A 20,844-nucleotide genomic window follows, 5' to 3' on the forward strand; every position below is an offset into this window, starting at 1 on the left:
AAACCGCCACCAACGTCGTCGTCGCATCAGCCCGCGTGGCGAACATCGGCGAAGGCGCCGACGACGACGTTCTGCATCTCCTCGATGGTCTTCTGCACATCGGCATCGACCACCGACGAAAACCCCGCGATGCTGTCGAGCAGCGGCTGCTTGCAGAAGCCGCGCAGGCAGAGCTGGATGCGCTTGATCGCGACGCCCTGCTCGAACGCGCCGGACTGCATCGCCCGGCTCCAGAAATGCAGCAGGCCGTACCAGACGAAACAGGCCTGCAGGAACGACGGAAACGGCAGGCGGCTACCGCTCCAGGGCGAGGTGATGCGCGGCAGCGATCCCTTCGCCGTCGAATCGAGAAACCAGGGCTGTTCCTGCTCCTGCATGTAGAGCAGCGCGTGGATGCCCTCATGGACGAGCGCATCGGCGACGTGGGATTCGTCGATCTCGGGAAGGTGCGGATTGGCGAGGAAGGTTCGGCCGATGTAATAGCCGTTCGATCCCGACGAGAAGCTGGCCGGGCTCTCCGGATCCTTCTGCAGGATGAGGGCGATGTTGAAGCGGGCGACGAAACGGGGAAGCCCCGCCTCGGTCCGCTCGAGCGCCGCCCGCGACCGTCGCAGCAGATCGTGCAGCCGGTCGATTTCGCTGTCCGAGAACGGCGGACGCGGCGGCGGGACCGGCCGGTCCTGGCCGGACAGGTCCACCCTGAGCGCATGCGGGCTGCCGTAATCGGTGACCGGCATGCCCTCGACCTGCGGCCAGATGCAGGCGCCGTCACGCAGATAGCCGCGGTCGCCGAGCGCGGTCCACACGTCCCGGTCGGCGGCGACGTCGAGCCCCTGGCGCAACGCCTCGGCCACGAACGCATCGCGCAGAAATCGACCCTTGTCCTCGGCGTGCCGGCCCGGTGCCGACAACAGACGAAACGAGGTCTCGGGCGCATCGAGAACCCGCATGAAGCCATCGTCCGCGACGCGATCCATCAGGCTGCGCAGCTCGTCCCCGCCAGCGGGATCGTCGCGGCATATCTCGCCCAGGGCTTCGCCCAGCTTCTGCGCCAGCCGGTCGCCATAGGTGGCAAGCACGCCGTCGCACACCGCGTCGTAATCGTTCCAGCGGAGAACGTCGGGCATCCGGGTGATCGTCATCCTGCGCACTCCTTCCGCTTCCGCATTCCACTCTCGCCGCGGTCCCGGCGCGATCGCTGATAGACGGCGATCAGGTCTCGCCTCAGGCGATGGCCGGCAACTCCTGCTGCAACCCCACCGCCCGCTGCAGCGCCATGTCGATGAAATGGGCCCGGCGGAGCTTCGTTTCCTCCACCGACGTCCCCAGCCGTTCGCGGACGTGATCGAACAGTTTCAGGAGATCGGCGCACCACACCGTCGGATTGTTGAAGCCGGTCTGCGACGCATAGCGATGCGGAAGATAGCCGCCGGCACAGGTGTCGCGCTCGCGGCAGGCGCGGCAGCTGTCGGGCAGCGGCATGCCCTCGAACACCGCGGCCCGGTGAAACGCGCTGGCGTGCTGGACATCCATGAAATCGGAGGTCCGCACGTTGAGGCCGGTGCGCGCGGCACCGTCGTAGCAGACCCGCAGCACATCCAGCCCTTCGATCTCGCCATCGGTGTTGACGAACAGGAAGGTCAGCGGCTGGTTGCCGAGCATGTCGATGCGGCTCTCGCCGCCCTGAACCAGCCAGGCGATGTTCCAGAAAATCTTGATCCGGAGATCCAGCGTGCCGTCCCGCCACCAATCCTCGAAGATCGGGATCAGGAAATCGGCACAGGGCGTCGGCCCATAGCGGTCGCGAACCGCCGTGATGCTGTCATGGGTGAAATCCGGCAGCAGATAGTCGATGGAGGCCGGTCCCAGGCTCGTCAGATGGCGATGCACCGCGGCGCCGCTGGCCCCGAGCTGGATCACCGACAGGAAGCGCAGCGGAATTCCGGCGCGGCGCAGCACCGAAAGGCCATGCTCGACGTCGCGATAGGAGCCCCGCCCGGCATGATCGACGCGCAGGGAATCATGCACCTCCGGCGTGCCGTCGATGCTGATCCCGAGATCGATGTCGAACCTCTTGATGATCTCGGCCCAGCCGTCGTCGAGCAGCGTGCCGTTGGTCTGCATGCAGAGCTGCACTCGCGCGACGCCCGCCAGCCCGTCCTTGATCTTCTGGCACCAGGAGCTGAACCGCTCATGCTTCACCAGGCACGGCTCGCCGCCATGAAACGTGATCGTCAGATAGGTCTGGCCTGTGGCCAGGCAATGACGGCGGATGCGGTCGATCGCGATCTCGACGACCTCATCGTCCATGATCGCGGGGCGTTCTTTCCAGGTGCTGTCGCCCTTGTTGTAGACGTAGCAATAGGAGCAGTTCAGATTGCAGCGCGACGCGACCTTGAACACGAAGTGAAGATGCGGACCGTCCTTCATTGGTAGGCAATCTCGGCGGTGCGATCGACGAAGATGCGGCCGTCCTCGGTGAGGAACGGCCGGGCGCCGTCCAATACGACCTGCGCCTCCTTGAGCTTGGTCAGCATGTTGGCAAGCTCGGCATCGTACTCGACCGATCCGCCAAACCCCTGCTTCTCGGCCTCGCGATAGAAGGCGCAGATGTAGGCGATGGCGTGAAACGCCAGCAGGATCCCGCGCAGGGGCCGCGGCTCCGGCCGCAGCGGCGATGCGTAGCGGCCCTGGTGCTGCGGATCCACCAGGGGGCCAGAGGCCTCCGCCATGAACAGATGCAGATGCGCGGATTCGTGGACGACGGCCTCCATCACCTGCATCAGCCCGCCGAACAGATCGGCATAGACCATGCCGGGCACATCGGCCTGCGATCCGCTGCGGAAATAGGATCGCTCGCTGCTGCGCAAGGGAATCAGGACGCGCGTCACATCGGACACCCACTTCACGCACTCGGGAAACTTCTTTGCGGCGGTCACGAGGATCTCGAGCGCGTTCGTCACCTCGCGCATCATCCGGGCCTGCTCGTCGGCCGAGAGATCGGCGTGCTCGGCCCAGGTATCGGGGATCGGAAATCCCAGCGAGTGGCACCCCACATCGACCGATATGTCGTAGGGCCACTCCTTCATCGGAAGCAGCCCGGCCAGTTCGTTCAAGTCATACGTGCCGGCCTCGATCCGATAGCCTCCGACAGGCGACCATAAGGTCAGCGGCTCCGGCGCCGTCAGCGACGTGGACGCCGTCGGCGCATTCGCGGCCGTCCAGATCGCGACCTGAAGATCGCGCTGCGGACTCTTGTCGTGCCCCTCATAGGTGATGGAGTTCATGCAGGGATGGCGAAGCCAATCCGCTTCGCGCGCATTGGCTTCGATGAGCGACGCCTTGAGCGGCTCGCCATCGAGGCCGAGGCGCTCCTCCGGTTGCCATCTCAGGATCTTGTCGTTGAATTTCTCATGCCAGGCAGATTTCGACGGTCGCCAGGTCCACGCGTCAGTCATGATCGAGCATGCCTCCGGAAATACACCAACGAAGCCAGCCGCGAGCTTTCCCGCCGTGGGGCAGGACCGCAACCGAATCCGGTATCAAGAGCAGCTATCAGGAAAGCTCACGCACACGACGGCGACCACGTCCGTCATATGCCATGGCGAGGCGCGGGCGGGCCAAGACCGATCACATCGGCAAGATCCGACACGGCAGGCCCGCTTCGCTTGGGTCTAAGCCGAACGATCGATCCGATCACCTGGTCGATTTCGTCGACGCGGCCGGCGCCTGGGACACGTTGAACTGCCCCTTGAGGTCCTTCACAGCCCGCACCTGCGTGAGGCGCTCAGCAAGAGCCCCCAGGACCGCAGGATCGTTGGCGATTTCGCGTTCCATCTCGTCCGGACGCTCCATCGCCGCGAGACGGCTGAAGACGATGCCGCGCGAAAACGGGTTGGTCTTGCTGAAGATCGCTCCGCGCGAGAATGGAACGCCTTCCGCCATGATGTCGATCTTCAGAGAGGCACGTGCAATCTCTGAATCTACTACGGATTTCAACGCAAGATCGACCTTCTTGCGCATTTCCGCCGGATCGCGATCAGCCATTCCTAAAACTCCCAGTCGGTTGAGAACCGCCATTCATTCAGAAAGGAAATAGCAACGTCCCGGTACAAGTCCTGTGACCTCGCGCCCTGAACTCACAGATCTTGGAACATTCGTCTTGGAACACAGACAGATCTTGCAACGATGCAGCTGTGCTAACCACTTCGCTCAGGCCGTCCACACCCAGACAGTCGCCGAAGTCGGAAAAAACTAACATGAAGCTATTTGAGGCACAATAGAGTAGTCGGGTCGATACACCTGCTGATTGCTTACATGGAGGACATGCTGCGATCGCCTCATATGCCTGCAACGGCTGCGCATGACGCGTGCCTTGCGCCTGCAGATATCATCGCAAGGCATATCGTCGCACCTCGCTCCACCGCAGCGCACGCGCAGCCATCTCGCGAAGGTCATGAATCCCAACGTGCATAGGGCAAGCAAAAGGCCCGCGCTCACCGCGCGGGCCCGTCACATTCCCATGCGCGATGACGAGCCTCACGCCGCCAGCGTGTTCTCCACCACCTTGATGAAGAACGACGTTCCGTAGACGATCGCCTCGTCGTTGAAATTGTAGGCGGGGTGATGCAGGCCGGCGCTGTCGCCATTGCCGACGAAGATGAAGGCGCCGGGACGGGCCTCGAGCATGTAGGCGAAATCCTCGCCGCCCATCATCGGCGGCATCTCGTGGACGTTGGCGTCGCCGGCGACCTCCTTGGCAGCGCGGATCGCGATCTCGGTCTGCTCGGCGTGATTGATCACCACGGGATAGCCGCGCGCATAATTCAGGTCGATCCTGGCGCCGGTCATCTGGGCGACGCCGGTCACGACCTCGCGCACCCGCTTCTCCATCAGCTCACGCACCTTGGGTGTCAGCGTCCGCACGGTGCCGCGCAGCACCGCGCTCTGCGGAATCACGTTGCGGGCATTGCCGGCGTGGAACTCGCAGATCGACAGCACCGCGGCCTCCAGCGGATCGACGCTGCGCGACACGATCTGCTGCAGCGCGGTGACGAGCTGGGCGCCGACCAGGAGCGAGTCGATGCAATTGTGCGGCTTGGCGGCATGACCGCCATGACCCTCGATGGTGATGTCGATCGCGTCGGTCGACGCCATCAGCGGCCCCTGGCGAATGGCGAAGGCGCCGACCGGCAGGCCGGGCCCGTTGTGCATGCCGTAGACCTGGTCGATCTTGAAGCGGTCGATCAGCCCGTCCTTGATCATCGCGTCCGCACCACCGCCGCCCTCCTCGGCCGGCTGGAAGATCACCGCCACCTCGCCGGCGAAGTTGCGGGTCTCCGCCAGATAGCGCGCGGCGCCGAGCAGCATCGCCGTATGGCCGTCATGGCCGCAGGCATGCATCATGCCGGGGGTCTTCGAGGCATAGGGCAGTCCGGTCGCCTCCACGATCGGCAGCGCGTCCATGTCGGCGCGCAGTCCGAGCACCTTCACCTCGCCATGGCCGGGCTTGCGGCCCTTGATGACCCCGACGACGCCAGTTTGGCCGAGGCCGGTCACGACCTCGTCACAGCCGAACTCGCGCAGCCGATCCGCGACGAAGGCCGCCGTCCGATGCACGTCGTAGAGCAGCTCCGGATGCGAATGGATATCCCGCCTCCAGGCCTGGATATCGGGCTGCAGATCGGCGACGCGGTTGACGATGGGCATGGGGAATCTCGTAACTCCGGTGGGACTTTGCGCCTGTTTAGCATGCAAAAGTCGCACCGCCCAAGATAAGGGCTGCGCCCGTCTCATGGCTCGGTCAACCAGCCATGAACGTGGCGCTTGTCCGGGCCGGTCCGGGCTGACTAAAAGCTCGCAACGATGGGAAGGGAATGCCGATGCCGAGACAGCTCGAGGGGGATTACGACTATATCGTGGTGGGCGCCGGCACCGCCGGCTGCATCCTCGCCAACCGGCTGTCGGCCGATCCCAAGGCCCGCGTCCTGATTCTCGAGGCCGGCGGCAACGACAACTGGATCTGGTTCCATATTCCGGTCGGCTACCTCTTCGCGATCGGCAATCCGCGCTCCGACTGGATGTTTCGCACCGAGGCCGAGCCGGGCCTCAATGGCCGCTCGCTGGCCTACCCCCGCGGCAAGGTGATCGGCGGCTGCTCGGCGATCAACGCCATGATCTCGATGCGCGGCCAGGCCGCCGACTACGACCATTGGCGCCAGCTCGGCCTCGCCGGCTGGAGCTATGCCGACGTGCTGCCGGTGTTCCGGAAGCTGGAGGATCATTTTCTCGGCGAAAGCGAACACCATGGCGTCGGCGGCGGCTGGCGGATCGAGGCGCCCCGGCTGTCCTGGGCGGTGCTCGACGCGGTCGGCGACGCCGCCGAGCAGATGGGCCTGCGCCGCATCCCCGACTTCAACACCGGCGACAATGAGGGCATCAGCTATTTCCACGTCAACCAGAAGCGCGGCCGGCGCTGGTCCTCCGCGCGGGGCTTCCTCAAGCCGGCGCTGAGCCGGCCGAACCTGCGGCTGGAAACGCAGGTGATGGTGGATCGCCTGATCATCGAGAACGGCCGCGCCGTCGGCGTGCGCTTCCGGCAGAACGGCGAGACCATCGAGGCCCGCACCAGGGGCGAGGTCATCCTCAGCGCCGGCTCGATCGGCTCGGTGCAGGTGCTGCAGCGTTCGGGCATCGGCCCGGCCGAGTGGCTCGGCGCGCTCGGCATCGACCTCGTCCTCGACAGACCGGGCGTGGGGCGCAACCTGCAGGACCATCTGCAGCAGCGCGCGATCTACAAGGTCACGGGCGTGAAGACGCTGAACGAGACCTACTACTCGCTGGTCCGCCGCGGCCTGATGGGGCTCGACTACGCGTTCCGGCGCCGCGGGCCGCTGACCATGGCGCCGTCGCAGCTCGGCATCTTCACGCGCTCGGATGCGACGCGCGACCGCGCCAACATCCAATTCCACGTGCAGCCGCTGTCGCTCGACAAGTTCGGCGATCCCCTGCATCGCTTTCCCGCGATCACGGTCAGCGCCTGCAATTTGCGGCCGACCTCGCGCGGCACGGTCCGCATCCGCTCCGCAGCAATCGATGAAGTGCCGTCGATCGCGCCGAACTACCTGGCGACCGAGGACGACCGCCAGGTCGCGGCCGACGCCATCCGTGTCACCCGCCGGCTGATGAAGCAGAATGCGCTCGCTGCCTACAGGCCGGAGGAATACCTGCCGGGCCCCTCCGTCGGCGATGACGACGCGGCGCTGGCCAAGGCCGCCGGCGACATCGGCACCACGATCTTCCATCCGGTCGGCACGGCGAAGATGGGCTCCGCGGATGATCCGATGGCCGTCGTCGACGAGCGGCTGCGCTTCCGCGGCATCGACCGCCTGCGCATCGCCGACGCCTCGATCATGCCGACCATCACCTCTGGCAACACCAACACGCCGACCGCGATGATCGCCGAGAAGGCGGCGATGATGATCTTGGAGGATGGGCGCTGACGATCGCCCGGGGCAAAGCGCGCATGCAACCCCCCGCTCGCCTTGCGCTGAACTCGCGCGCGCAGTTCCCACCGGCGGCATCGATGGCGTTGACACACAGCGCTGTACGATACAGCGCCCTCTCCCCTTGTGGGAGAGGGCATCTTCGGCCTATCCACGCACGCGGTTGGGTGAGGGGTATCTCTCGGCGAGCGACGCTGGTTGAGGCATACCCCTCACCCAACCGAGCTTGCTGCACCGTCCTACATGCCCTCTCCCACAAGGGGCGAGGGCGCATTCACTCGCACCACGCCTCGTCTTGCTGACTCCAAGTGTTACGGTGAGGAATTCGACGGTAGCTGCCGCCGCGCGTAACGGATCAGACGATCCGCGCAACCAACGGGACTCGGCGCAACAGCGCGGTCGCCAGCCAGCTCACCGACAGCGTGCCCACCAGCACGATCGCGAACTTCACGGCCGCCGGCCACGCCGGGTCGTAGACCAAATATTGCAGCCACAGCAGCGGCAGGAAGTGCAGCAGGTAGATGCCGTAGGCCGACGGCTGCATGCGGTCCATCAGCGTCAGCGGCGCCTTCGCCCAGCGCAGGAAGAAGGTCGGCACGCCGAACGCCATCGACGCACAGAAGCTCGCCACCGCCACGCCATAGGCCGCACGCCACCATAGCGGCGGCGAGTCGAAGTCGGCGATCCAGTTGTGATGGGCGTAGGCCAGCAACAGGATCGCGCCATAGCAGCCATAGGAAAGACCGAACCAGATCCACCAGCGCCGCACCAGCGCGCCGTCGGCCGCGAACGGGCCCGCTCGCAGCCCGGCGGCACCGATCGCGACGCCGCCGACGAAGAAGGCCGGATAGAGCAGCACCCGGCTCGCCTGCAGCGGCAGCGGAAAATGTCCGGGCATGAACCAGAAACCGTCACCGAAGCCGAGATGCGGCGGCAGATAGGCCAGGTTGGCGATCACGAGGAAGATCAGGAAGCCAGTGAGCGGATAGTGCAGCAACGTCCCGGCCCAGCGCCCGACTGCGCCGATCGCCTGCGGCGCCAGGACGCAGACGAGCGCAGCCAGTATATCAAACCCCAGCAGCACGCCGAGAAACCAGGCCGAGCCGGACGGCCACGGCCCTTCGCTGATCATGCGCCACCACACCGCGGCGAACTGATCCTCGGCCACGTAGTATCGGTAATAGGCGATCGGCATGATCACGAGGATCGACACGATGTAGGGCACGCCGAGCCGCAGCGCGCGGCGCCCGACATAGTCCGACGCGCCCCGGCCCGCCAGGCTTGCCGGCACGAACAGGCCGGAGATGAAGAACATGCACGACATGAAGTAGCTGTCGTTGAACAGCGCGACGAGGTCGAAGCCGAGCCAGTGCATGCGGTCGCCGCCCTGGCCGAAATGAGTGTAGTTGATGGCGGAGTGATAGAGCACGACCGAGAGCGTGATGAACGTCCTGGCGCGATCGAGCGGCACGATCCGATCGCGCGCCGCTTCTGTGTTCTGCGAGTTCGGGGTCACGCGCTCATGCATCGACGTCGTATCCATCGGCCGCGCCCTCGGCGGCCACCCGCTTATATCTTTCGCGCGGCCCTGCGCCGACATCCTGCGCGACCAGGTGAGCTGACGGCCATCGCCGGCATGATCACGAACACGTCATCGCGTTTCGACGGCTGCAATCCGGGAATAAAACCGGACCACCGCCGCTCTTCTCCCCCGCAAGCCCGATGACGGGCAACGGGAGATGACGATGAGCCTTGGTGATCATGATGAGAACGGCGTCAGCCGGCGCAAGGTGCTGGAATGCATGACGTGGGCCGGCACCGGCGTGCTCTGGACGCTGTCGGGCGGCGTGCCGCGTTCGCTCGGCCTGGTCGACGCCGCGCGGGCGGCCGAGCAGCCCGCCTCCGGCCTGACCTTCCTGCAGATCAGCGACAGCCATGTCGGCTTCGACAAGCCGGCCAATCCCAACGCGCTCGGCACGCTCGAGGAGGCCGTCAACCGCATCAAGGCGATGCCGGTGAAGCCGTCCTTCATGATCCACACCGGCGACATCTCGCATCTGTCGAAGGCGGCCGAGTTCGACGACGCCGATCGCATCATCTCGCAGACGCGGCTCGACGTGCACTACGTGCCCGGCGAGCACGACTTCCTCGATGAGGACGTCAAGCTCTACAAGGAGCGCTACGGCAAGGGCACGCGCGGCTCCGGCTGGTATTCGTTCGACGCCAATGGCGTGCACTTCATCGGGCTGGTCAACGTGGTCGATCTCAAGGCCGGCGGGCTCGGCAATCTCGGCGCCGAGCAGCTCGCCTGGCTGGAGCAGGATCTCAAGGGCCGCTCGAAATCGACCCCGGTCGTCGTGTTCGCGCATATCCCGCTGTGGACCGTGTATCCGGAATGGGGCTGGGGCACTGAGGATGGCGGCCGCGCGCTGGACAGCCTGAAGGGGTTCGGCTCGGTGACGGTGCTGAACGGCCACATCCATCAGGTGATGCAGAAGGTCGAGGGCAACGTCACCTTCCACACCGCGCGCTCGACCGCCTTTCCGCAGCCGGTGCCGGGCACGGCGCCCTCGCCCGGCCCGATGAAGGTCGAGGACGCAAGGCTCCGCAGCCTGCTCGGCATCGCCAGCATCGACTTCAAGGTCGGGTCCGAGCGGCTCGCCATCATCGACACGCCGCTGGCCGGCTGAGGGACAGACACGATGAGCCAGTCCGTTGTTCGCGGCGCCTGCCTCGCCGCCGCGCTGCTTCTCGCCACGCCGCTGCGCGCCGAGACCATCAAGGTCACGATCGACAACTTCACCTTCACCCCGGCCGCGGTGACGGTGAAGGTCGGCGACACCGTGACCTGGACCAACCACGACGACATCCCGCACACCGTAGTGTCGGCCGGGAAATACCGGTCGAAAACGCTCGATACCGACGACAGCTTCTCCTTCACCTTCGCAGCCGCCGGCGACTACAAATATTTCTGTTCGCTGCATCCGCACATGACGGGGCTGGTCAAGGTTGAGTAGCATCGCGAACCAGGGCATGAGCATCGTCGCATGGGCCGGTCGGCGCCGTAGCGCCGGCCGCGCCGTGCGACCGCGAACCGGGCCGGAGACCACGCCGGTGACGACAGCCAGTGACGATCCCGAGAGGGCGCGACGCTTCCGCGAGGCGGCACTGCCGCATCTCGACGATGTCTACACGCTGGCGCGCTATCTGCTGCGCAACGCCGCCGACGCGGAGGACGCGGTGCAGGAATGCTATCTGCGTGCGCTGAAGCATTTCGACACCTACCGTGGTCCGGCGATGAAGCCGTGGCTGTTCGCGATCCTGCGCAATGTCTGCCACGCCGAATTCGCGCGCCGCGCCGGCGCGCCGGTCAAGCCGCTCGACGATGCGCCGGAAGCGGCCGAGCAGCCGCCGCTGTGGCAGGAGAGCGCGGAGACGCCGGAAGGCGCCGTGTTGCGGGAGCGCGACGCCTCGGCGATCCGGCGAATGATCGACACGCTGGCCGAGCCGTTCCGCGAGACCTTCGTGCTGCGCGAGGTCAACAACCTGTCCTATCGCGAGATCGCGGAGGCCGCCGGCGTGCCGGTCGGCACCGTGATGTCGCGCCTCGCCCGCGCCCGCGCGATGCTGCGCGCCGCCTGGCTCGCGCAGGAGGAGCCTCAGCCATGACCTGCGATGAAGCCGAAATCCTGATCCACGCGCTGGCCGATGGCGAGCTCGACGCCGGCCACGCTCTCGAGGTCGAAGCCCATGTCGCGACCTGCCCGCGCTGCGCTGCGGAGCTTGCTGCCATCAGGGAGATGAAGCAGATGCTCGCCGGCGCCGACCTCGGCTACAAGGCGCCCGCCGCCTTGCGCCAGCGCATCGAAGCCGCCCTGCCGCCGGTCGAGGCGGCCGTCGTTACTCCGTTTGCCGTCCGGCCGAGCCGCCGCTCGCTGCTGAAAGGCTTTGCGATGGGCTCCGCCGTGTCGGCGCTGGCCGCCACCGGTCTCGTCGCCATCGTGCTGCGCAATGACGACCAGCAGCGGATCGAGGCCGAGATCGTCTCGGCGCATCTGCGCTCGCTGCAGGCGGGCCACCTGACCGATGTGATCTCGACCGACCAGCACACCGTCAAGCCCTGGTTCAACGGCAGGCTCGACGTGGCGCCGCCGGTGATCGACCTCACCGCCGAGGGATTCACCCTGATCGGCGGGCGGCTCGATTATGTCGACGCCCGCCCGATCGGCGCGGTGGTCTATCGCCGTCGCCAGCACGTCATCAATCTGTTCGTGGCGCAGACCTCGTCCACCGAGCGCCGCGCCGCACGGATGGACACGATCCAGGGCTTCAATATCAGGAGTTGGCGCGACCGCGGCCTCAGCTATTGGGCGATCAGCGATATCGGCGGCGACGAGCTCGAGGAGTTCGGCGAGCGGTTCGAGCGGAAGATGGGTGGGAGCAGCTGAGTCGCTCTCGCGCGCTCCGTCATTGCGGGCGAAGCGACGCAATCCCGAGGCGCGAAGGAAGGCTGGATTGCTTCGCTCGCCATGACAAGCCCTTCGTAGGGCGGGCAAAGCGTAGCGTGCCCCACCAAAGGTCCTGCGAGGATCGAGATGGTGGGCACGGCGCGTCGCGCGTTTGCTCACCCTACATGTTCGTCAGCTCACGCCGATTTGCGGATGGCGTTGTCGACCAGGGTCTTGCCGAGCGACCAGATCGCGCCGGGGACCTTGTGGCTCTGCGCGATGACGTCATCGAAGGCGCGCTCGATCCAGGCGCAGTCCTCCTCGGTGATGGTCAGCGGCGGCAGCAGCTTGATCGTGTGCAGGCCGTGACCGGCGACCTGGGTCAGGATCTTGTGATCCTTGAACAGCGGCACCGTGATGAGCTGGCAGAACAGGCCCTTGTTGGCGCTCTCCAGCATGGTCCACGAGGCCTTGAGGCGCAGCGATTTCGGCGGACCGAACTCGACGCCGATCATCAGCCCCTTGCCGCGTACTTCCTTGAGCAGCTCGTAGCCCGGCACCATCCGGGTCAGCGCCAGCCGCAGCTCGGCGCCGCGCTTGGCGGCGGCCTCGACCAGCTTCTCGGCCTTCATCACCTCGAGCGTGGCAATGCCGGCGGCCATCGCGAGGTCGTTCTTGGCGAAGGTCGAGCCGTGCACCACGGCGCGATCCATGCGGTTGAATATCTTGTCGAAGATCTGCTTGCGCGTCAGCAGCGCGCCGACCGGGACATGGCCGCCGGACAGCGCTTTCGACAGCAGCACCATGTCGGGCTCGACGTTCCAATGTTCCACCGCGAGGAACCGGCCGGTGCGTCCCATGCCGGTCTGGATCTCGTCGGCGATGAAGATGGTGCCGTATTTCTTGCAGAGCGCAGCGGCACCCGGCAGGAACTCGTCGGAGGGCATGTTGACGCCCTTGCCCTGGATCGGCTCGACGATGAACGCTGCGATCTCGCGCGACGACAGCGCCTGCTCGAGCGCGGCAAGATCGTTGAAGGGGATTGCCGTGCAGCCCGGCAGCAGCGGCTCGAAGCCGTTGCGGAAGTTCGAATCATCGGTCAGCGACAGCGCGCCATAGGTGAGACCGTGATAGGAGTGCCCGCAATAGACGATGCCGGGCCGGCCGGTCGCGCCACGCGCGAATTTGATCGCGGCTTCCACGGTCTCGGCGCCGGAATTGGCGAAGAACACCTTGTCCAGATACGGGACATATTCCAGCAGCCGCTCGGCAAGAACGCCCGCCAAGGTCGAGACGTCGAGCTGAACGAGATTCGGCAGGTCGGTGTCGAGGACGCTTTTCAGCGCGGCGCGCAGTGTCGGATGATTGCGGCCGATTGCAAAGACGCCAAAACCGCTGAGCAGGTCAAGATAACGGGCCCCATCACGATCGTAGAGATATTGCCCTTGTCCCTTCTGGAACCCAACATCATATCCAATCGTTTTGAGAACGCGGACAAGCTGCTCGTTCAGATGCCGAGAGTGCATCGTGCTGCGCTGCGCTTGCCGCTCCACAAACATCTCGGAAACGTCTAGATTGGGTTTTAGCATCGGCTACATACTTCGGTTGATGGACGTGACGTCAACTGAAAACGCGCAATGCGGCGTTTTGCCCTCATTCGCACCATCAAAGCAAGCACGGGTTTCTGCCAATGTTGCATCGCCTTAGATATCTCATGTCGACGACACTAGCATACTCCGCAGTCGTGTTCGCAGCAGGAATTTCTTCCGCGCTCGCGGCCGACCCCACCGGCGACTGGCGGGTTGCCGACGGCGTCGCGAACATCCGAGTCGCACAATGTAATGGCAGCATGTGGGGCGTCGTGGCCTGGGAGAAGACCCCGGGCGGACGCGACAGCAACAACCCCGATCCGGCCCGCCAGAGCCGGCCGACGCTCGGCATGCCGATCCTGATCGACATGAAGAAGAAGCCCGGCGCAGACGCGTGGGAAGGCCAAGTCTACAACGCCAAGGATGGGCAGCTCTACAGCTCCACCATCACGCCGGTCGACCCCGATCACCTGGAGATCAAGGGCTGCGTGCTCGGCTTCCTGTGCGGCGGCGAGACCTGGACGCGGGTTGCTCCGCCGATTCCGTCGAGCCCTGTGAACAGCATGGCCAAAGGTACACAGAAACCAATCGCGCCGGCCCCTGCTCCGGCGGCCAAGACGACCACCGGCGTCGGCAGTGGCGCAACCGCATCGGCCAAGCCGGGACACAAGCCCGCGGACCAGGTCGGCGATATCTGCCTGCTGCCCGAGATCGCGCGCCCCCGCTAACTAACGGGCGTCCGTCACGCGAACAAAAAAAAAGCGGCCGAGAGATCGGCCGCTTTTTCTATTCCGTGATCACGAGCCCTCTTGCTCCTTGATCTCGCGAGGCTTGCCCATCAGCGCCGGCTGGAACAGCAGCACGGCGGCGAGCGTGGTGACCAGCGACAGCGCCAGCAGCTTGCCCATGCTGGACGTGCCGGGATGGCTCGACAGCCAAAGGCTGCCGAATGCGGTCGCCGTCGTCAGTGCGCTGAAGAAGATCGCCCGGGTCAGGCTGGTCTGGAGCAAATTTGTGCGGCCGCCGCGCCACGCCACCACGTAGTAGATCTTGAACGCGACGCCAATGCCTAGCAGGAGCGGCAGGGCGACGATGTTGGCGAAGTTCAGCGGCAGCTTGATCAGCACGCAGATCTCCAGCGTCACGGCGCCCGCAACCAGCAGCGGCACGATCGTCATGAGCACGTCGCTGAAGCGCTTCAAGGTCACCCACAGCAGGAGGCTGATCACGACCAGCGAGTAGATGCCGGCGTGGATGAATGCCTTCACGATCGTGTCACCGGACTTCAGGATCGAGACCGGACCGCCGATCGCGTTGGGCTCGGCCGTCAGGACGGCGTTGGCGAATCGCCTGAGATTGTCGTTGTCGTTCGGATCGCCCTTGGGCTGCGCCTCGACCCGAATCAGTCCGTCCTTGCTCTTCCACTGCGACACCAGTTCCGGCGGAAGGTTCGCGAGGCTGACCGGCTGCGCCTGGAGAGTGGCGCTGAGCTGCGTCAGCGTGATCTTCCACGGCTCGACGAACACCGCCTGCGCCTTGTTGCGAACCGTTTCGCTGGCGCCCGCGAGCCTGGCAAGCGCGTCGGCGAGCCGCCGCGACGCGACCGCGCCCGGCCCGTTGCTCTCGCCCGCGGTGCGCCGGAGATTGTCGACGGTCGAGTTCAGGGCGTCGACATTCTCCTTGTCGCTCGGCGCCGCATCGACCTGATCGGGGTTGAGTGCAGGCCCCAGCACCTTCGCGCCCTGCGCGATCAGCTTCAATTTGGCCGGCTGGTCCTCGGGGACGAAGCTGTCGAGCGACATCACGCGCGCCACCTCGGGCAACTTCGCCAGCTTGGCCTCGATCGCCTTGGCCTCGGTCTCGGAGCGCGTCAGCACGTCGATCGCATTGGCGCCCGTGTTCGGATCCTTTCGCAGGTCGAGATAGGTCGCGATCGACTCGGCGCGCGGATTGCGCAGGTTCATCGGGTTGAAGTCGAACTTCATGTAGTAGAGCAGCGGCAGGCCGGCGACGACCAGGCCGAGCGTGCCGACGATGATCGGCACGCGGTGCTTCTCGAGGAAATGATCGACCGGCGCCAGGAAGGCGTAGCCGACCGGCTCCTTCTCGCCGGGCGGATTGAGGATCCTCAGCAATGCCGGCAGCACCGTGATCGACGACAGGAACGCGATGATCATGCCGGCGCCGGCGATGGCGCCGAGCTCGGAGATGCCCTTGTAGTCGGTCGGCAGGAAGCACAGGAAACCGGCAGCCGTCGCCATCGCCGCGAGCGACAGCGGCACCGCGGAGCGGCGCGCGGCTTCCGCCAGCGCCTCCGGAAGATTGTCGTTCTTGAACCGCTCGGAGCGATAGCGCACGCTGAACTGGATGCCGAAATCGACGCCGAGGCCGATGAACAGCACGGCGAACGCGACCGACAGCAGATTGAGCGAGCCGACCATCATCAGGCCGACGGCCGTGGTGAGCGCGAGGCCGATGAACAGGTTGATGAACACGGCCGAGATGATCTTGGCCGAATGCAGCGCCAGCCACAGGATGATCAGCACGACGACCACGGTGCCGATGCCGTTGACGACGGCGCCTTCCTGCACGGTGGCGTATTCCTCGTTGGCGATCGGCACCGGCCCGGTCAGCCGCACGCGGGCGTGAAAGCGGTGCGGGAAATCGAGCTCGGCCGCCGCCTGACGGATCGCATCCGTCGCCGCCTTGCCGGGCTCCAGGGCCTGGTAGTCGAGGATCGGCTTGAACTGGATGAAGGCGCGCTTGTCGCTGTCTTCGAGCGGCTTGTCGGAGATCAGCTGGCGCCAGGAGAAGGTCGCATCGCCCTTGTCGAGCACGGTCTCGACCGTCTGGGAGATGTAGTCGAACGGCCGCGCGGCATTATCGAGCTTGACCTGGCCGCGCTTGACGCCGGCAAGGCCGGTCTCCAGCGCACCGGTCAGGCCGCGGATCGAGGGGTCCCCGGCCATGATCTCGACCAGCGGCGCCGCCGCCGTGAACTGGTCCGTGAGCTGCTTGACCTCCTCGGTCGGCAGGAACAGCAGGCCGTTCCTGGCGAAGAACTCGCCGCCGCCGAGCAGCTCGACCGATGAGAAGTTCGCGGTGTCGCCCTTGAGCTTCTTGGCAAGCGCATCAGCCGCCACGCCGGTCAGCTCCGGTGTCGCCGCCTCGACCACGCCCAGGATCATGCGATCGCGATCGAACGCCTGCTCATATTGCTGGTCGCGCTTGCGCCAGTCGAGATCAGGCGAAATCAGCTTGTTGATGTCGGTATTGATCGAGAAATGACGCGCCGTATAGAAGCCCGCGCCGACGGCGAGCAGCAGGGCCGCAATCAATGTCGGCCAGGCAAACCGGGTGCAGGCCTTGACGATCGAGACGACAAACGTGGTCAGCACTTCGTGACTTTCTAATGTTTAGAGAGCTGGGCGGAAACGTCCGCTTCATGGCGGAGTTCCCCGATCAGGGCGAGCCCCGGACGCACACATCCTGAGCGCGCCCCGACCCGGCCTGGCCCAACCTTGAAGACGAGGATGGTCCCTCGACGGCGGATCAAGTTGAACGATGCACGGAACCGTCGGGCCGGCTGATATAGCGGCTGTTCTCGGCGGTAAAGTGACGAACGAGTGAGAGCATAACCAACTCAATTGATTGATCTAATTTATAATTACTAAATTACCTGCAACCTCTCGGGGGCTGCGTGCGACGCATCACATGCGAGCGACTTGCAGACCGGCTTTTCTCTTCGCTCGATTTTTGACACAAAGCCCTGCGTTTCCATCCGTGTGGCGGGCCATTGGGGGCACTCGCTGGTGCGATTATTGCAACCCTGTCGCACGCACGGAGGTGCCGGGTCGAAAGTGAGGCAACGTGGCTGGACGTCCCATGCAGGTGTATCTCGCGCAGCCGCGCGGTTTTTGTGCTGGAGTCGTGCGTGCGATCGAGATCGTGGAGCGCGCGCTGGAGAAGTATGGCCCGCCGGTCTACGTGCGTCATGAGATCGTCCACAACAAGCATGTGGTCGAGAGCCTGAAGGCCAAGGGCGCCATCTTCGTCGAGGACCTCTCCGAGGTCCCCCCGCGCGCCGTCACCGTGTTCAGCGCCCACGGCGTCGCCCGGACGGTCGAGGAGGAAGCGGCCGCCCGCGGGCTGCCGGTGCTCAATGCCACCTGCCCGCTGGTGACGAAGGTTCACAACCAGGGCAAGCGCTACATGTCCAAGGGACGTACCCTGGTACTGATCGGTCATGCCGGCCATCCGGAGGTGGAGGGAACCATGGGCCAGGTTCCCGGCCCGGTCTACCTCGTGCAGAACGTGGCCGATGTGGCCGCCCTGCCTCTGCCGCTCGACACCCCCTTGGCCTATATTACCCAGACCACGCTCAGCGTGGACGACACCCGGGACATCATTTTAGCCCTTCAAGCCCGCTTTACAGACCTTCAAGGTCCCGATATCCGGGATATCTGCTATGCGACACAGAACCGCCAATCTGCGGTAAGGGATTTGAGCAAGCTGGTGGACGTCATCCTGGTGGTGGGCGCCGCCAACAGCTCCAACTCGAACAGACTGCGCGAGATCGGCACCGAGGCCGGGGTCGCAAGCTATCTGATCGCTGATGGCAGCGAGCTTGATCCGGTTTGGCTGAAGGGGGCCAAGGCCGTCGGCATCACTGCCGGCGCCTCGGCTCCCGAAGTGCTTGTCGACGACGTCATCGAAGCCCTGCGGCGCATCGGACCGGTCGAGGTCGCGGTGGTCCCGGGGCGGGAAGAAAACATCGAATTCCGCCTGCCGGCCGAGCTGGTCGCGGGCTGATCGGTCCTCGTTTGGTCCAGAAAGAAGAGACGTAATGGCAATCCCCTTCCATAAGGAACTGCGTATCGGGGCCTATCTGATGAAGCAGAAGCTTCTCGGCCGGAAACGCTATCCGCTCGTGCTGATGCTGGAGCCGCTGTTCCGCTGCAACCTGGCCTGCGCGGGCTGTGGCAAGATCGACTATCCCGACGCGATCCTCAACCGCCGCATGAGCGCGCAGGAGTGCTGGGACGCCGCCGACGAATGCGGCGCGCCGATGGTCGCGATCCCCGGCGGCGAGCCGCTGATCCACAAGGAGATCGGCGAGATCGTGCGCGGCCTCGTCGCGCGCAAGAAGTTCGTCTCGCTCTGCACCAACGCGCTGCTCCTGGAGAAGAAGCTCGACCTGTTCGAGCCGTCGCCCTACCTGTTCTTCTCGGTGCATCTCGACGGCCTGCGCGAGCATCACGACAAGGCGGTGTCGCAGAAGGGCGTGTTCGACCGCGCCGTCTCCGCGATCAAGGCCGCCAAGGAGCGCGGCTTCACCGTCAACGTCAACGCCACCGTGTTCGACGGCCACCCGGCCGAGGAGATCGCCAAGTTCCTGGACTTCACCACCGAGCTCGGTGTCGGCGTCACCATGTCGCCCGGCTATGCCTATGAGCGCGCGCCGGACCAGGAGCACTTCCTCAACCGCACCAAGACCAAGCAGCTGTTCCGCGACGTCTTCAAGCTCGGCAAGGGCAAGAAGTGGAATTTCATGCATTCCGGCCTGTTCCTCGACTTCCTCGCCGGCAACCAGGAATTCGAGTGCACGCCCTGGGGCATGCCTGCGCGCAACATTTTCGGCTGGCAGAAGCCCTGCTATCTGCTCGGCGAAGGCTACACCAAGACCTTCAAGGAGCTGATGGAGACCACCGACTGGGATTCCTACGGCACCGGCAAGTACGAGAAGTGCGCCGACTGCATGGCGCATTGCGGCTATGAGGCGACCGCCGCCAATGCGGCGCTGACCAACCCGATCAAGGCGATGTTCGTGTCGCTGCGCGGCATCAAGACCGAAGGCCCGATGGCGCCGGAGATCGACCTCTCCAAGCAGCGCCCGGCGCAATACGTGTTCTCGTCGGAGGTGCAGAAGCGCCTCTCCGAGATCCGCAAGGACGAGGCCGTCGAAGCCCAGCAGAAGGCCTCGACCGCGGCCTGAGGCCGCTGAGATCAGTCCACAACGAAACGGCCGCCGGGCAACCGGCGGCCGTTTTTCGTTGAGGTGCTATGGGCTCGTAGGCGCCGCTCCGTTTCGGTGCAGGGATTGCGCCTCTGAGCGAAGCTCTTTCCACACGTCATTGCGAGCGCAGCGACGGAGCAAGCGGGATTATCGGAGCCTTAGCCGATAAAGCCGACGATCATTCGCCAGCCGGCGCCTTACGCTTCGGCGGCGGCCAGCGTCTCGGTCTCGAGGAAATGCTCGGCCGCCAGCAGGCCGCTCAGCAGCAGGTCGCGGGCGCCGCGCAGCGAGCGCAGGGCGCGATTGAACTCGATGCCCGTCGACACCAGACCACGCAGCACGGCCGGATTGCGGGCGACGCCGCGCAGGATCATCGGCAGGTCGATGTCGCCATTCGGCTTGATGGCGTCCTTGGCGAGCGACGGGAGGGTGCGATGGGCGGGATCGGAGATCACCCGCAGCGCCGCGAACGGCAGCCCGTACTCGGCGGCATAGGCGGCAGCGATGTGGCTCTCCATGTCGACCGCGGCCGCGCCGGTCTTCATGCGCAGCGCCGCCTTGCGGGCCTGCGCCACCACCACCTCTTCGGCGCCGGCGAGCACGCCGCGCACGACGCGGCGCTTCTTCAGGGCGGCGCGGGCGATGTGCTCCTCGCGCAGCGACAGGCCCGACAGCCAGCGGGCATCGCCGGCGGTCACCTCGGTGGCGACGACGATGTCGCCGGCCTTGAGGCTCGGATCGAGGCCACCGGCCACGCCGAAGCTGACGACGCCGCGGATCGAGGTCGGATCGAACACGGTGAGCAGCGAGCGCAACTGTCTGGGGTCGCTCGAGCTGCAGATCACCATCATGCCGGGCCCGGCAGCAATCCGGGCCTCCTGCACCAAGCCCGTCACGACCAAGACCGGCCGCGGATCAATCGGGCGATCCGCGGACGTGTCGTCCCCCATCCCCAACTTCACAATCCGACCCCTGACACCTTCTCGGACGTCGCGTGATCCGACGTCTCCGTCTCTTGTTCCAAAGCCTCAGCCGCGGCGGCGCCAGAGCGGAAAGACCTTAACAAACCGAGGATTACGCAGAAAATTTCCACGAGGAAACCCCGTTTGCGCCGCACTGCACCCGCACCCGATGCGTTTTTTGCCGGGTGTTGCCATTTGGCCCCGCCGACCCCTGTTCCGCCCTGGAACAGATCGCGTCAGCGCCTCCAGGCGTTGAACTTTAAGCAAGAACTACGCCACGAAAATGTGAGACTCGGGGCGGGGGGCGGCGTGACGGCGCGGCCG

17 protein-coding genes are annotated in these 20,844 nt (G+C 65.4%); 8 read left to right on the plus strand and 9 right to left on the minus strand.

Features of this window, described 5'->3' with window-relative positions; all coding sequences use genetic code 11:
• Window positions 1–26: 26 nt before the first annotated feature.
• From ACQR10_RS26240 to ACQR10_RS26260, 5 genes are all read right to left on the minus strand, one after another.
• Complete coding sequence (locus ACQR10_RS26240) at window positions 27–1,142, minus strand: aKG-HExxH-type peptide beta-hydroxylase (RefSeq protein WP_316218564.1); 1,116 nt, start codon at window positions 1,140–1,142, stop codon at window positions 27–29.
• Window positions 1,143–1,224: 82 nt separating this feature from the next.
• Window positions 1,225–2,430 (minus strand): radical SAM protein, encoded by a 1,206-nt coding sequence (locus tag ACQR10_RS26245; protein ID WP_316218563.1) that lies wholly within the window; start codon window positions 2,428–2,430, stop codon window positions 1,225–1,227.
• Window positions 2,427–3,458 carry an aKG-HExxH-type peptide beta-hydroxylase gene (locus tag ACQR10_RS26250; protein ID WP_316218562.1) on the minus strand — a complete coding sequence of 344 codons (1,032 nt, stop codon included), beginning with the start codon at window positions 3,456–3,458 and terminating at the stop codon, window positions 2,427–2,429. Before ACQR10_RS26250 ends, ACQR10_RS26245 begins: the two co-directional genes overlap by 4 nt.
• Before the next feature lie 238 nt (window positions 3,459–3,696).
• Window positions 3,697–4,047: a hypothetical protein gene (locus ACQR10_RS26255; protein ID WP_316183632.1), complete on the minus strand. Its 351-nt coding sequence runs from the start codon at window positions 4,045–4,047 to the stop codon at window positions 3,697–3,699.
• A gap of 492 nt (window positions 4,048–4,539) precedes the next feature.
• Window positions 4,540–5,709, minus strand: a complete 1,170-nt coding sequence (locus tag ACQR10_RS26260; protein WP_316218561.1) for a M20 aminoacylase family protein — start codon at window positions 5,707–5,709, stop codon at window positions 4,540–4,542.
• A 173-nt stretch (window positions 5,710–5,882) separates the two neighbouring features.
• Here ACQR10_RS26260 and ACQR10_RS26265 point away from each other — a divergent pair, with 173 nt between their 5' ends.
• A complete protein-coding gene (locus ACQR10_RS26265; protein ID WP_316218560.1) occupies window positions 5,883–7,502 on the plus strand; it encodes a GMC family oxidoreductase in 1,620 nt (539 codons plus the stop codon).
• A 358-nt stretch (window positions 7,503–7,860) separates the two neighbouring features.
• On the opposite strand, the gene ACQR10_RS26270 is transcribed toward ACQR10_RS26265, so the two are convergent.
• On the minus strand, window positions 7,861–9,048 hold the full coding sequence (locus ACQR10_RS26270; RefSeq protein ID WP_316218559.1) for an acyltransferase family protein: 1,188 nt from the start codon (window positions 9,046–9,048) through the stop codon (window positions 7,861–7,863).
• A 202-nt stretch (window positions 9,049–9,250) separates the two neighbouring features.
• Between ACQR10_RS26270 and ACQR10_RS26275 the strand changes: the two genes are divergently transcribed.
• The 4 genes from ACQR10_RS26275 (at window position 9,251) to ACQR10_RS26290 (ending at window position 11,953) form a co-directional block, all read left to right on the plus strand.
• Window positions 9,251–10,195, plus strand: a complete 945-nt coding sequence (locus ACQR10_RS26275) for a metallophosphoesterase family protein (protein ID WP_316218558.1) — start codon at window positions 9,251–9,253, stop codon at window positions 10,193–10,195.
• A gap of 12 nt (window positions 10,196–10,207) precedes the next feature.
• On the plus strand, window positions 10,208–10,522 hold the full coding sequence (locus ACQR10_RS26280) for a cupredoxin domain-containing protein (RefSeq protein ID WP_316218557.1): 315 nt from the start codon (window positions 10,208–10,210) through the stop codon (window positions 10,520–10,522).
• Window positions 10,523–10,619: 97 nt separating this feature from the next.
• On the plus strand, window positions 10,620–11,174 hold the full coding sequence (locus tag ACQR10_RS26285; protein ID WP_316218572.1) for a sigma-70 family RNA polymerase sigma factor: 555 nt from the start codon (window positions 10,620–10,622) through the stop codon (window positions 11,172–11,174).
• Window positions 11,171–11,953: an anti-sigma factor family protein gene (locus tag ACQR10_RS26290; protein ID WP_315801256.1), complete on the plus strand. Its 783-nt coding sequence runs from the start codon at window positions 11,171–11,173 to the stop codon at window positions 11,951–11,953. Before ACQR10_RS26285 ends, ACQR10_RS26290 begins: the two co-directional genes overlap by 4 nt.
• A gap of 197 nt (window positions 11,954–12,150) precedes the next feature.
• Here the strand turns inward: ACQR10_RS26290 and hpnO are convergent, their stop codons facing one another.
• Window positions 12,151–13,542, minus strand: a complete 1,392-nt coding sequence (hpnO, locus tag ACQR10_RS26295; protein ID WP_315714885.1) for an aminobacteriohopanetriol synthase HpnO — start codon at window positions 13,540–13,542, stop codon at window positions 12,151–12,153.
• Between the two features lie 101 nt (window positions 13,543–13,643).
• Here hpnO and ACQR10_RS26300 point away from each other — a divergent pair, with 101 nt between their 5' ends.
• On the plus strand, window positions 13,644–14,270 hold the full coding sequence (locus ACQR10_RS26300; RefSeq protein ID WP_409997886.1) for a DUF2147 domain-containing protein: 627 nt from the start codon (window positions 13,644–13,646) through the stop codon (window positions 14,268–14,270).
• A gap of 69 nt (window positions 14,271–14,339) precedes the next feature.
• Here ACQR10_RS26300 and ACQR10_RS26305 read toward each other — a convergent pair whose 3' ends face one another.
• Window positions 14,340–16,940, minus strand: a complete 2,601-nt coding sequence (locus tag ACQR10_RS26305) for an MMPL family transporter (protein ID WP_434840196.1) — start codon at window positions 16,938–16,940, stop codon at window positions 14,340–14,342.
• 487 nt (window positions 16,941–17,427) lie between these two features.
• Between ACQR10_RS26305 and ispH the strand changes: the two genes are divergently transcribed.
• Both ispH and hpnH read left to right on the plus strand, forming a co-directional pair.
• On the plus strand, window positions 17,428–18,354 hold the full coding sequence (ispH, locus tag ACQR10_RS26310; RefSeq protein ID WP_315801259.1) for a 4-hydroxy-3-methylbut-2-enyl diphosphate reductase: 927 nt from the start codon (window positions 17,428–17,430) through the stop codon (window positions 18,352–18,354).
• 34 nt (window positions 18,355–18,388) lie between these two features.
• Window positions 18,389–19,537 carry an adenosyl-hopene transferase HpnH gene (gene hpnH, locus ACQR10_RS26315; RefSeq protein ID WP_316183626.1) on the plus strand — a complete coding sequence of 383 codons (1,149 nt, stop codon included), beginning with the start codon at window positions 18,389–18,391 and terminating at the stop codon, window positions 19,535–19,537.
• 218 nt (window positions 19,538–19,755) lie between these two features.
• On the opposite strand, the gene ACQR10_RS26320 is transcribed toward hpnH, so the two are convergent.
• Window positions 19,756–20,520: a phosphorylase gene (locus ACQR10_RS26320; protein WP_410051994.1), complete on the minus strand. Its 765-nt coding sequence runs from the start codon at window positions 20,518–20,520 to the stop codon at window positions 19,756–19,758.
• Between the last annotated feature and the right edge of the window lie 324 nt (window positions 20,521–20,844).

Origin of the sequence: Bradyrhizobium sp. HKCCYLRH2060 (genome assembly GCF_051168135.1) — a bacterium.
Classification (GTDB): Bacteria; Pseudomonadota; Alphaproteobacteria; order Rhizobiales; family Xanthobacteraceae; genus Bradyrhizobium.